13 protein-coding genes are annotated in these 12136 nt (G+C 69.9%); 6 read left to right on the forward strand and 7 right to left on the reverse strand.

The window, feature by feature from the left end; genetic code table 11:
• Nucleotides 1-4: 4 nt before the first annotated feature.
• The 3 genes from ACY1JX_RS10215 to ACY1JX_RS10225 all read right to left on the reverse strand — a co-directional run bounded on the left by ACY1JX_RS10215 (nt 5) and on the right by ACY1JX_RS10225 (nt 5438).
• Complete coding sequence (locus ACY1JX_RS10215) at nt 5-2695, reverse strand: dipeptide ABC transporter ATP-binding protein (protein ID WP_462563906.1); 2691 nt, start codon at nt 2693-2695, stop codon at nt 5-7.
• On the reverse strand, nt 2695-3777 hold the full coding sequence (locus ACY1JX_RS10220) for an ABC transporter permease (protein ID WP_462563907.1): 1083 nt from the start codon (nt 3775-3777) through the stop codon (nt 2695-2697). Before ACY1JX_RS10220 ends, ACY1JX_RS10215 begins: the two co-directional genes overlap by 1 nt.
• A 74-nt stretch (nt 3778-3851) precedes the next feature.
• The gene (locus ACY1JX_RS10225; protein WP_241732810.1) at nt 3852-5438 is read right to left on the reverse strand and encodes an ABC transporter substrate-binding protein; all 1587 of its coding nucleotides are present in this window, start codon (nt 5436-5438) and stop codon (nt 3852-3854) included.
• Nucleotides 5439-5591: 153 nt separating this feature from the next.
• On the opposite strand from ACY1JX_RS10225, the gene glyA reads away from it, so the two are divergent.
• The 3 genes from glyA to ACY1JX_RS10240 are packed head-to-tail and all read left to right on the forward strand — an operon-like array spanning nt 5592 to nt 7945.
• On the forward strand, nt 5592-6869 hold the full coding sequence (gene glyA, locus ACY1JX_RS10230; protein WP_462563908.1) for a serine hydroxymethyltransferase: 1278 nt from the start codon (nt 5592-5594) through the stop codon (nt 6867-6869).
• Nucleotides 6866-7600 carry an SURF1 family protein gene (locus ACY1JX_RS10235; RefSeq protein WP_462563909.1) on the forward strand — a complete coding sequence of 245 codons (735 nt, stop codon included), beginning with the start codon at nt 6866-6868 and terminating at the stop codon, nt 7598-7600. The genes glyA and ACY1JX_RS10235 overlap by 4 nt, the downstream gene beginning before the upstream one ends.
• A gap of 9 nt (nt 7601-7609) precedes the next feature.
• The gene (locus ACY1JX_RS10240) at nt 7610-7945 is read left to right on the forward strand and encodes a DUF3817 domain-containing protein (protein ID WP_181753510.1); all 336 of its coding nucleotides are present in this window, start codon (nt 7610-7612) and stop codon (nt 7943-7945) included.
• Nucleotides 7946-7949: 4 nt separating this feature from the next.
• Here ACY1JX_RS10240 and ACY1JX_RS10245 read toward each other — a convergent pair whose 3' ends face one another.
• The 3 genes from ACY1JX_RS10245 to ACY1JX_RS10255 all read right to left on the reverse strand — a co-directional run bounded on the left by ACY1JX_RS10245 (nt 7950) and on the right by ACY1JX_RS10255 (nt 9453).
• The gene (locus ACY1JX_RS10245; RefSeq protein ID WP_181753508.1) at nt 7950-8153 is read right to left on the reverse strand and encodes a helix-turn-helix domain-containing protein; all 204 of its coding nucleotides are present in this window, start codon (nt 8151-8153) and stop codon (nt 7950-7952) included.
• Nucleotides 8153-8614, reverse strand: a complete 462-nt coding sequence (locus tag ACY1JX_RS10250; RefSeq protein ID WP_462563910.1) for a hypothetical protein — start codon at nt 8612-8614, stop codon at nt 8153-8155. Before ACY1JX_RS10250 ends, ACY1JX_RS10245 begins: the two co-directional genes overlap by 1 nt.
• 65 nt (nt 8615-8679) lie before the next feature.
• Nucleotides 8680-9453 (reverse strand): enoyl-CoA hydratase/isomerase family protein, encoded by a 774-nt coding sequence (locus ACY1JX_RS10255; RefSeq protein ID WP_462563911.1) that lies wholly within the window; start codon nt 9451-9453, stop codon nt 8680-8682.
• A 173-nt stretch (nt 9454-9626) separates the two neighbouring features.
• Between ACY1JX_RS10255 and ACY1JX_RS10260 the strand changes: the two genes are divergently transcribed.
• Complete coding sequence (locus tag ACY1JX_RS10260; RefSeq protein ID WP_286930752.1) at nt 9627-10157, forward strand: peptidylprolyl isomerase; 531 nt, start codon at nt 9627-9629, stop codon at nt 10155-10157.
• Nucleotides 10154-11017, forward strand: coding sequence for a rhomboid family intramembrane serine protease (locus ACY1JX_RS10265; RefSeq protein ID WP_462563912.1), 864 nt, complete (start codon nt 10154-10156; stop codon nt 11015-11017). Before ACY1JX_RS10260 ends, ACY1JX_RS10265 begins: the two co-directional genes overlap by 4 nt.
• Before the next feature lie 60 nt (nt 11018-11077).
• Here the strand turns inward: ACY1JX_RS10265 and ACY1JX_RS10270 are convergent, their stop codons facing one another.
• Nucleotides 11078-11326: a cell division protein CrgA gene (locus tag ACY1JX_RS10270; protein ID WP_206679956.1), complete on the reverse strand. Its 249-nt coding sequence runs from the start codon at nt 11324-11326 to the stop codon at nt 11078-11080.
• A gap of 65 nt (nt 11327-11391) precedes the next feature.
• Here ACY1JX_RS10270 and ACY1JX_RS10275 point away from each other — a divergent pair, with 65 nt between their 5' ends.
• Nucleotides 11392-12135, forward strand: a complete 744-nt coding sequence (locus tag ACY1JX_RS10275) for a DUF881 domain-containing protein (protein ID WP_462563913.1) — start codon at nt 11392-11394, stop codon at nt 12133-12135.
• Nucleotide 12136: the final 1 nt, after the last annotated feature.

Consider the following 12136-nt stretch of genomic DNA (forward strand, 5'->3'; position numbering starts at 1 on the left):
GCGCCTAGGCTCCCGTCAGCAGGTCGCCCCGCTCGACGCGGCGGCGTCGCTGCTCGGCCGGGTCCGGCACGGGCACGGCTGCGATCAGGCTGCGCGTGTACTCCTCGGTGGGCCTCCGCAGCACCTGGTCGCGCGGGCCGAGCTCGACCAGCCGCCCACGCTGCATCACCGCGACCCGGTTCGCCAGCGTGTCGACCACCGCGAGGTCGTGCGTGATGAACAGGCACGCGAACTGCAGGCGCTGCTGCAGCTCGAGGAAGAGCTCCAGCACGCGCGCCTGCACCGACACGTCGAGCGCCGAGGTGGGCTCGTCCGCGATGAGCAGGTCGGGGTCGAGTGCCAGGGCCCGCGCGAGGCTGATCCGCTGACGCTGACCGCCGGAGAGCTCGTGGGGGAACCGCTCGGCGAAGTCGCCGGGCAGCTCCACCGAGTCGAGCAGGCTCCGCACCTTCTCGGTGACCTGCGCGTCGGTGAGATCGGTGTGCACCCGCAGCGGCTCCGCGATGCAGTCCAGGATCGACATCCGCGGGTTGAGCGAGGCCGCCGGATCCTGGAACACGAAGCCGAACCGGCTGCGGTACGGGCGCAGCTCCTTGTCGCTGAGGCCGGAGATCGTCTCGCCGCCCACGCGGACCGTGCCCGACGTCGGCTGCTGCAGCCCCACGGCGACACGACCCAGCGTGGACTTGCCCGAGCCGGACTCGCCCACCAGCCCCAGCACCTCGCCACGGTGCACCTGCAGGCTGACGTGGTCGACGGCGCGGAAGGCCGTCTCGCCCCAGCCACCCGGGAACTCCACCACGATGTCCTCGAGGTCGAGCACGACAGGCGCACCCTCGAGCGGGGCGGGGCCGGTCGGGCCGTCCTCGCCCACGTGCGTGCGACCGAGGTGGGGCACCGAGTCCAGCAGGGCCTGCGTGTACGGGTGCGCGGGCGCGGCGAAGAGCCGGTCGACGGGCGCCTGCTCGACGATGCGTCCCTTGTACATCACGACCACGCGATCGGCGATGTCGGCGACGACGCCCATGTTGTGGGTGATCAGCACGATCGCCGTGCCGAGCCGCGAGCGCAGGTCCAGCAGCAGCTCGAGGATCGCCGCCTGCACCGTCACGTCGAGCGCGGTGGTCGGCTCGTCCGCCACGATCACGTCGGGCTCGCACGCGATGGCGATCGCGATCACCACGCGCTGCTTCTGTCCGCCGGAGAGCTGGTGCGGGTAGTAGTCCACCCGCTTGGCCGGATCGGGCAGTCCGACCAGATCGAGCAGCTCGATGGCCCGGGCCCGGGCGTCGGCCTTGCTGGTCTGGCGGTGGGCGCGGATCGCCTCGACGACCTGCCAGCCGACGGTGCGCACCGGGTCGAGCGCGGTCCCGGGCTCCTGGAAGACCATCGAGATCTCGTCGCCGCGGATCGGCCGCAGCTCCTGCGGCGTCATCCCGATCAGCTCGCGCTCGGCGTCCCCGCTGGTGTGCAGCACCGCGGACCCGTCCACGGTCGCCGTGCTCGGGAGCAGGCCCATGACGGCACGCGAGGTGACCGACTTGCCCGACCCGGACTCGCCGACGACGGCGACGACCTCGCCGGGTGCGACGTCGAAGCCCACGCCGTCCACCGCGACCACGCGGCCGGCGTCGGTGCCGAAGCTCACCCTGAGGTCCGACAGGGACAGCACCGCGGTGCGCCGTGTCTCCACCGATTCCGGAGCGCTGATCGGCGCCGTCCCGGTGGCGTCCGTGATCTCCGGCGCGGCGCTGAGGTCCTCGGCCAGCTCGATCTCGAGCTCGCCCTCGGCCTTGTCGGCAGCACGCGTGCGCAGCAGCGGGTTGGTGATGTCGTTGAGGCTCTCGCCCATCAGCGTCACGCCCAGCACGACCAGGACGATCGCCAGACCCGGGTAGAGGCCGGTCCACCAGATGTCGTTGGTGGCGTCGGGCATCGCCTTGTTGAGGTCGTAGCCCCACTCGGCCGCGGCCGACGGCTCGATGCCGAAGCCCAGGAAACCCAGGGCCGCCAGGGTCAGGATCGCCTCGGAGGCGTTCAGGGTCCCGATCACCGGGAGGGTCTGCGCGACGTTCGACAGGATGTGCCGGAACAGGATCCGCGGGGTCCGCACGCCCACGACCTTGGCGGCGTCGACGTACGGCTCGGTCTTGACCGAGACCGTCGCGTTGCGGATCACGCGGTAGTACTGCGGGATGAAGATGACGGTGATGGAGATCGCCGCCGAGGCGATGCCGCCGAGCGCGCCGCTCGACCCGCCGGAGACGACGATCGACACGACGATCGCGAGCAGCAGCGACGGGAACGAGTAGAGCGCGTCCATCACGAGCACGAGCGTCTTGTCGAGCCAGCCGCCGAGGTAGCCCGAGACCAGCCCGAGCGGCACGCCGATCAGGCTCGAGACGAGCACGGCCAGGATGATGACCTCGACCGCGGTGCGGGCCCCGTAGACGACGCGCGAGAGCACGTCAGTGCCTCCCACGTTGGTGCCGAACCAGTGGTCGGCGCTCGGCGGCTGCTGCGTGCCGAACAGGACACCGTCGTCGCCGCGCACCTGGTTGAAGTCGTACGGGGCGATCCACGGCGCGAAGACGGCGAGGACGAGGAAGAACGCGATGAGCCCGAAGCCCAGCAGCAGCATGAACCGCTGGAGGCCGTGGGACTGTGAGACGACGGACTGGCCGGGGTAGCGCATCAGAACCTCACTCGGGGGTCGACGAGCGCCACGATGGCGTCGATGAGGAAGCTCGCGATGCACACGATGAAGGCGATCGCGGTGACGATGCCCTGCACGGCGAGGAAGTCGCGCCGGACCAGGTACTCCGTGAGCTGGTAGCCGAGCCCGTTCCACTCGAAGGTCGTCTCGGTCAGCACCGCGCCGCCGAGCAGGATGGCGATCTGCATGCCCATGACCGTGACCACCGGGACCAAGGCGTTGCGGAAGGCGTGCTTGCGCTCGACCTGTCGCTCCGAGACGCCGCGGGCGCGGGCGGCCGTGACGTAGTCGGCGCGCAGCGTCTGCAGCAGGTTCACGCGGACGAGCCGCAGGAAGATGCCGCCGGTCAGCATGCCCAGCGCGAGCGCCGGGAGCACGGCGTGCTGGAGGACGTCCCAGATGTACTCCGGCTCGCCCCACAAGATGGCGTCGATGATCATGATGTTGGTCTGGGGCTCGACCTTGGCCAGCGTCAGCTCGGTGGCGGTCGAGGCCCGGCCGGAGGTCGGCCAGCCGAACGGGGCGACGGCCAGCTTCAGCAGCAGGCCGACGAAGAAGACGGGTGCGGCGTAGGCGACGATCGCGAACAGCCGCAGCAGCACGTCGCGCCAGCGGTCGCGGTGGCGGGCGGCGATCCGGCCCAGCGGGATGCCAATGGCGAACGCGACCATCAGCGCCCAGACCGACAGCTCCAGAGTCGCGGCGCCGTTGACGATGAGGATGTCGGTGACCTCACGGTTGTCGGTCAGCGTCGTGCCGAAGTCGCCGTGCAGGATGTTGCCGAGGTACTCGAGGTACTGCACGATGATCGGCCGGTCGAGGCCCGCCTCGGCCTTGCGCTCGGCGATCTGTTCAGGCGTCAGGCGGCCACCCTGCGCCGCGGTGATCGGGTCGCCGATCACGCGCATCAGGAAGAAGACCAGGGTCACCAGCACCCAGAGCATCGGGATGATCAAGGCCAGCCTGATCAGCAGGTAGCGCGCGAGCGGGCTCAGCCCGCCGCGGCGACCGGGTGGTTCGGCCGACGGGGCGTCGGCGGCGACGAGGACGTCAGTGGTCACGCTTGCTCCTGCCTACGTGGAAGCGGGGCCCCGGCACGCGCAGTGCGTGCCGGGACCCCGGCCCCGGGTGTCCGTTACTTCGACAGCGACGCGAACCGGAACTTGAACGACGGGTCCAGCGTGTCGCCCACGCCCTTCACGTCCTTGCCGGCCACCGCGACCTGCGCGCCGGTCAGCAGCGGCAGGATCGGCACCTGGTCGGCCACCATCTCCTGCGCCTCGGCGAGCTTGGCCTCGCGCGAGGCGGCGTCGGCGTCGACCCGCTGCTCGTCGAGCAGCTTCGTCATCGCGTCGTCCTCGTAGTGCGACTGGAGGAAGTTGTTCGGCGCGAAGAACGGCGTGAGGTAGTTGTCCGGGTCCGGGAAGTCCGGGAACCAGCCCAGCTGGAACGCCGGGTAGGCGTCCTTCACGCGCTCCTCGGAGTAGGTGTTCCACTCCGTCGACTGCAGGTTGACGGTGAAGAGTCCACCTTCCTCGAGCTGGCGCTTGACGGCCTGGTACTCCTGGTCGGAGCTGCCGCCGTAGTGGTCGGGGTTCCACTGCAGGTTCAGCTCGACGGGCGTCGAGACGCCGGCGTCGTCGAGGACCTTCTTCGCGGCGGCCGGGTCGGGCGCGTCGCCGTACTTGTCCTTGAACGCCTCGGTCGCGCCGACCTGGCCCTCGGGGACGGCCGAATAGGCCGGCGTGTAGGTGCCCTTGTAGACCTCCGAGGAGATCTCGTCGCGGTTCACCAGGTAGGCCGTGGCCTGGCGGACGGCCTGCTTCTGCGCGTCGTCGTCGCCGGGCATCGTCTTGAGGTTGAACACGATGTAGCGCAGCTCGCCGCCCGGTCCGGTGTGGACCGTGACGTCGTCGGACTTCTTCAGGCTGTCGATGTCCGTGGGGGTCAGCGAGCGGTACGCGACGTCGATGTCGCCCTTCTCCACGTCGAGCTTGAGGTTGTTCGAGTCGGCGTAGTAGCGCATCGTCACGTCCGACTTCGGCTCACCGTAGGTGCCGTCGTAGTCGGGGTTGACCTTGAACTCGGCCAGCTCGTTCTTCTTGTACTCGCCGATCGTGTACGGGCCGGAGAAGGCGTTGGCCTCGACCGCCGCGTCGTCGTCGAGCAGCTTGTCGGCGGGGTAGGTCTCCTCGTCGACGATCGGGCCGGCGGAGGTCACCAGGACCTGCGCGAAGGTCTGGTCGTTCGGCGCGGCGAGCGTGAACGCGACCGTCGCGTCGTCGCGGGCCTCGACCTTCTTCATGGCGCCGAGCAGCGAGGCCGGGCCGTTCGGGTCGTTGATGTCAACGATGCGCTGGAACGAGAAGGCCACGTCGGAGGCGGTCAGCTCGTTGCCGTTGCCGAACTTGAGGCCGGACTTCATGGTGCACACGTAGACCGTGGGCTCCTCGAAGTCGCACTTCTCGGCGGCGTCCGGGGTCAGCTCGGTGCTGCCCGCGGGGAAGTTGAGGAGGTACTGGAAGACCTGCGTCTGCACCGCCATCGAGCCGTTGTCGTACGAGCCGGCCGGATCGATCGAGACCACCTTGTCGGTGGTGCCCACGATCAGGCTCGCGTCGCTGTCGTCGTCGTTGTTCTGACCTGCCCCGCACGCTGCCAGGACGGATCCGGCCAGGGCCGCGGTCGCCAGAGTGGTGACGCGTCGCCGCATCGAGTTCATGTGTTCCTCCCCTTCGGTGTCCACCATCCGGACACTCGCTGCGACGCTACTCCCGTCGCGCGGCCGGGGCCATCCGCAACGAGGTTGCGTTTTGGTTACGCCCGGAGGGGGCGCGCGGATCTGGGCGTGCGGAGCGGGCGATATCCTCGGACCATGAGCCACGACCAGCATCTCGCCGATTTCGATCCCGACATCGCCGCGCTCCTCGACGCCGAGCTGGCCCGCCAGCAGACGACGCTCGAGATGATCGCTTCGGAGAACTTCGCTCCCGTCGCCGCCCTCGAGGCGCAGGGCAGCGTGCTCACGAACAAGTACGCCGAGGGCTACCCGGGCAAGCGCTACTACGGCGGCTGCGAGTTCGTCGATCAGGTCGAGCAGCTGGCCATCGACCGGCTCAAGCAGCTCTTCGACGCCGAGTACGCCAACGTGCAGCCCCACTCGGGCGCCTCGGCGAACGCGGCCGCGCTGCACGCCATCGCCACCGCCGGCGACACGATCCTGGGCCTCGACCTGGCCAACGGCGGTCACCTCACGCACGGGATGAAGCTCAACTTCTCGGGCCGTCTGTACAACCCGATCGCCTACCACGTCGTCCCCGAGACCGGCCTGGTCGACATGGACGAGGTGCGCGCCCTCGCGATCGAGCACCGTCCCCGCGTGATCATCGCCGGCTGGTCGGCCTACCCGCGCCAGCTCGACTTCGCCGCGTTCCGCGCGATCGCCGACGAGGTCGACGCGATCCTGTGGGTCGACATGGCCCACTTCGCCGGCCTCGTGGCCGCGGGTCTGCACCCGAGCCCGCTGCCGCACGCGCACATCGTCACCACCACGACGCACAAGACCCTCGGCGGCCCGCGCGGCGGCGCGATCCTCACGAACGACGAGACGATCGCCAAGAAGATGCGCTCGGCCGTGTTCCCGGGCCAGCAGGGTGGACCCCTCGAGCACGTCATCGCCGCGAAGGCCGTGGCCTTCAAGATGGCCCTGCAGCCCGACTTCGCCGAGCGTCAGCAGCGCACGATCGAAGGTGCGCGCATCCTCGCCGACCGCCTGCTCGCCGCCGACGCGGTGGATGCTGGCGTCCAGGTCCTCAGCGGCGGCACCGACGTGCACCTGGTGCTCGTCGACCTGCGCAACTCCGAGCTCGACGGCCAGCAGGCAGAGGACCGGCTCCACGAGGTCGGCATCACGGTGAACCGCAATGCGGTCCCGAACGACCCGCGGCCGCCGATGGTCACCTCCGGTCTGCGCATCGGCACGCCGGCCTTGGCCACGCGTGGCTTCGGCGCCGAGGAGTTCACCGAGGTCGCCGACATCATCGCCGCGGCCCTGCAGCCCGGCGAGGTCGACATCGACGGCCTGCGCAAGCGCACCGCCGTGCTGGCCGAGCGCTTCCCGCTGTACCCCGGCATCAAGCCGTTCACCTCGTGAACGACCGGCCGGGGGTGGGTGCGTGGTTCCGCCCGGCCGTCCTCGGCCTGCACCTGTTCGCGATCGCGGCGATCGGCTTCTGCCTGTTCATGGGCACGTGGCAGCTCGGCGCGTACGACCAGCGTCAGGAGGACGAGCGGGCCGAGCAGGGCAGCACCGGCGCGGTCGCTCTCGAGTCGGTGTGGAGCCCGACCGACATCTTCACCACCGACCAGGACCAGCGCCCGGTCACCGTCACCGGCACCTTCCGTCCTGCGGAGGAGCAGCTGTGGGTCACGGGTCGTGAGCACGACGGTCAGGACGGCGTGTGGCTGCTCGCGCCGGTCACGGTCGACGACGCGCAGCTGATGGTGGTGCGCGGGTGGGCGCCCCGCCCCGCGGCCGCGTTCCCCGAGGTGCCCGCCGGCGAGGTGTCCTTCGAGGCCGTGCTGCAGCCGGGCGAGGAGTCCGCCGCCGGCTGGGACGCGACCGCGCGCACGATCGGCTCGGTGCGGATCCCCACGCTGCTGAACGAGCTCGGGTACGCCGACCTGTGGTCGGGCTTCGCGATCTCCACCGATCCGGCGGTGGCCGGCGGGCTCGAGGTCGCCGACGTGCCGGAGTCCGACGTCTCCTGGACCGCGGGCGGTCGCAACCTCGGATACGGCCTGCAATGGTGGGTCTTCGCCGCCTTCGCGCTGTTCATGTGGTGGCGCATGGCCCGCGAGATGGTGCTTGGCCGCGAGCGGTAATCTGGGGCGGTGAACGACCGACTCCTGCGCGCTTACCAGGTCATGGCGACCATCGTGGGCCTCAACCTGCTGATCGTGATGGCCGGCTTCATCGGCAAGTACGCCACCGACGCGGGCTCGTGGTGGAACCGCAACCAGGACGCCTTCCTGGTCATCGACCAGCTGCACGGCTTCCTGTTCATGGTGCTGATCGTGCTCGTCGCCCGTCTCACGCTGCGCGAGAAGTGGTCCTGGGGCTACATGCTCAGCGTCATCGTGCTGGCCTGCATCCCGCTGGTGTCCTTCTGGTCCGAGCGCCGCACCACCCGTCGCGTGCACGCCGGCCGCCAGCCCGCCACCGTTTGAGGCGCTAGCCCTCCTCGGGGTCGGGGACGAACAGGTCCTCGATCCGGCACCCGAACACCGCCGCCAGCCTGAACGCGAGCGGCAGCGACGGGTCGTAGCGCCCCTTCTCGATCGAGATGACCGTCTGGCGCGACACCCCGAGCTCGTCGGCGAGGCGCCGCTGCGACCAGCCGCGCTCCTCCCGCACGCGCACGACGTGGTTCTCCATCAGCCCTCCCGGCGCTTGAGCCACAGCAGCCGCAGCGCCGCGTCGGCCATCGCGAAGGCGAGGACGACGGTGAGCGCGCCGCGCACCGACACGTCGAGGTCGACGAAGACGCCGACGACCAGCGCGACGCCCAGGAGCAGCAGCAGGTCCGTGAACGCCCCACTCTGGGCCCGCCGCACCCACTGGAGCTCGATCGTCTCCTCGGGGCGGTCCACCGCGTCGCGCAACGACGCCGGATCGACCAGCGCGACCCAGGCGAGCGCGAACACCGACGGCAGCGCCAGGAACGCGAACACCAGCGCCACGTCCCGCCGCGACCCCTCGAGCCCGATCATGGCCAGCGCGGCCGTCGCAGCCGACACGGCTAGCGCAATGCCCACGCACGACGCGAGAAGCACGCCCGTCCCCCCGCCCAGGCGGGCCCGTCCCCAGTAGTTCCGCTGCTGCGCATCCAGTGTCATGTCGACCAACGTAGAGTCAAGGTCGCTTGACAGTCAAGTGACCTTGACTTGTGGTGCCGGCTCGGTCAGCGCCCGACGAACGTGGCGTTCCCGGGCCCGTCGGCGAGGAAGGACGCCATGCCGTGCTGGAGGTCCTCGGTGTCGAAGAGATCGGCGGCGATCTCGGTGGTGCGGGCGATGGAGCCCGGGACGCCACCGGTCTCGAACTCGCGCAGGATCTGCTTGGCGGCGCCGAACGCGCGGGTGGGGCCGGCGGCGAGGTCGGCGACGAAGGCGGCGACGCCGGCGTCGAGGTCCTCAGGGGCGAGGACGCGGTTGACGACGTTCCACCGCTCGAGGGTGGCCGCGTCGTACGGCGTCCCGGTGAAGACGAACTCCTTGGCCCGCGCGACGCCTGCGCGCCCGGCGAGGCGCTGGGTGCCGCCCATCGTGGGCGTCAGGCCGATGACGCGCTCCACGAGCCCGAACTTTGCCCGCTCCGACGCCAGCAGCACGTCGCACGCCAGCGCCACCTCGAACGCCCACGTGAGGGTCAGCCCGTGGGCCACGAAGACCGTCGGGAAGTCCAGGGCCGCGAAGCGCTCGGGCAGCTCGAGCATCCGGTCGTAGAGCTCGCGGGTCTCGACCTTGGACTTCCTTGCGTGGAACTGCGACACGTCGACGCCACCGGAGACGATCTTCCCTTCGGCGCGCACCACCAGCACGCGCGGCGGGTCGGCCTCGATGCGGTCGAGCGCCGCGTCGAACTCGTCGTGCAGCTCGAGCGAGTACAGGTTGACCGGGCCGGCGGAGAACGTGAGCGTCGTCACGCCGCCCTCGGTGTGGAGGTCGACGGTCACCGATCGTCCCTCGGATCGTAGGAGCCACCGCGGTCCGCGGTGGCCTTGCGGAGGACCGCGACGGCGGCCGCGGCAGCAATCAGGAGCAACACCAGTCTCGACATGCCCCCACGCTAGCGGCCGCCGCTCGACCGCTCGTGCAAGGATGGAAGCAACCCCTGAAAGGACGTGAAGTGCCCACCATCGCAACGCTCCACACGAATCGTGGAGACATCAAGATCGAGCTGTTCGACCACCAGGCCCCCAAGACCGTGGCGAACTTCGTCGGCTTGGCCGAGGGCACGAAGGAATGGGTCGATCCCGCCACCGGTTCGGTGTCGACGAAGCCCTTCTACGACGGCCTCACGTTCCACCGGATCATCCCCAACTTCATGCTCCAGGGCGGCGACCCGCTCGGCGACGGACGCGGTGGCCCCGGCTACGAGTTCGACGACGAGTTCCACCCCGAGCTCCAGTTCGACCGCCCCTACCTGCTGGCCATGGCCAACGCGGGCACCAAGGCCAACGGCGCCGGCACGAACGGCTCCCAGTTCTTCATCACCGTCGCCAAGACCGAGTGGCTGAACCGCAAGCACTCGATCTTCGGTGAGGTCAAGGACGCCGACAGTCGCGCCGTCATCGACGCGATCGCCGCCGTCGAGACCGATCGGTTCGACCGTCCGGCCGAGCCCGTCGTGATCGAATCCGTGACCATCGAGAAGTGACCGACCAGGGCGCCGGCCAGACCTGCTACCGCCACCCGGGTCGGCCTGCGTTCATCCAGTGCCAGCGCTGCTCGCGCTACATCTGTCCTGAGGACATGCGCGAGGCCAGCGTCGGCTTCCAGTGCCCCGAGTGCGTGAAGAGCGGCCAGGCGGCCGTCCGCCAGCCGCGCACCCTCGCCGGAGGCGCGATCTCCACGAACGCCGCCGCGATCACGATGGCCATCATCGCGATCAACGTCGCGGCGCAGGTGGTGGTCGTGGCGACCGGCGGCGTGCGCAACCCGGGCAACAGCGAGTTCTTCCGGTGGGGCTGGCTCAGCGGCATCGAGGTGGCTGACGGCCAGTACTGGCGGCTGCTCACCGCGGCGTTCCTGCACGGCGGCTGGCTGCACCTGGCGTTCAACATGTACGCGCTGTACCTGTTCGGACCCTTCGTCGAGCAGACGCTCGGGCGGGTGCGCTTCGTCATCACCTACCTGACCCTCGCGATCGGGTCGTCGGTGCTGGTCTACCTGCTGGAGGACCCGCTCACCCCGACGATCGGCGCGTCAGGCGCCGTCTTCGGCCTGTTCGGGCTCGCGCTGGTCTTCCTCATCCGCACGCGCCAGAACATCACCGGGATGGTCATCCTGCTGGCGATCAACGGGTTCATCAGCCTGCAGGAGGGCATCAGCTGGCAGGGCCACCTCGGTGGGTTCATCACCGGCGTGCTGCTCGGGCTGATGTTCGCCTACGCGCCCCGCGAGCGCAGGACCCTGATCCAGGTCGTCACGTTCGTGGCGCTGTGGGCGGTGTTCGTGGCCGCGATCGCGTGGCGGACGGACGAGATCATGGGCGCGATCGCGCCGTGGCTCGGCTGACCGAGAACCACGTTGTCCACAGGGGTGTGCACAACCTGTGGGGCATGACAGGGGTGTGATTCACTCCCACTTCATGGCGAAGCCGAAGGCCGCCAGGATGAAGCCCATGCCGATGGCGAGGTTCCACCCGCCGAGGTCGCTGTAGACCGGGATCGTCACGTCGGTGTTGCTGATCGTGTAGAAGACGACGATCCACGCCAGGCCGATGACCGCGCACGCGACCATCAACGGAGCCGCCCACCGGTTGCCGATGCGCACGGGCTTGGGGCCGTTGTCGTTCACGGACTTGCGCTTGAACCTGTTGAACACGAGCATCTCCCGGTCTGGCGGCTTGGCACGGCCGCGGTGTGTCGTACTCCGCTAGCGTAGTCGTCGTGCCGGGAACCCCACGCGACCAGGGGAAGATCAGGGCCGTCAGCAGGTGGAGCCTGCTCGCCCTGACGGTCGCGTGCGCCTGCGGTGTGGTCGTCGTCGCGGCCGCGGTCACCTCCAATGGGTCCGACCTGCGCCCCGCCGGAGGCGATCTCAGCTCCGTGCTGCGGGACCGTGCGCAGGAGGTCGAGAATCGCCGGCGCGAGGCGGTCGAGCTCCAGCGCGAGGTCGATGCCCTCACGCGTGGGGTCGACGACGCCGACCTGCGCCGCGAGGCGCGCCGGGTCTCCCGCCTCTCCGATCCCGCGGGGCTGACCCCGGTCGAGGGGCCCGGTGTGCGGATCGCCCTCGAGGACGCTCCCCGCTCGGTGGACATCCCGGGCCTCGACCCCAACCTCCTGGTGGTCCACCAGCAGGACATCCAGGCGTTCGTGAACGCCCTGTGGGCCGGGGGCGCCGAGGCCATCACGCTGCAGGGTCAGCGCCTGATCACCACGACGGGGATCAAGTGCGTCGGCAACACGGTCGTGCTCGACGGCGTGCCCTACTCGCCGCCCTACGTGATCGAGGCGATCGGCGACCGCAGCCGGTTGCGCGGGGCGATGACCTCCTCGCCCGAGGTCACCACGTACACGCAGTACGCGAACCGGTACGGGCTCGGGCTGGAGCAGCGCGACGTCGACGTGGTGAAGGCTCCCGCTCACGGCGGCAGCGTGGCGATGCGCCACGCCACCGTCGTGGAGTGAG

It is taken from the genome of Aeromicrobium sp. JP4 (assembly GCF_054957925.1).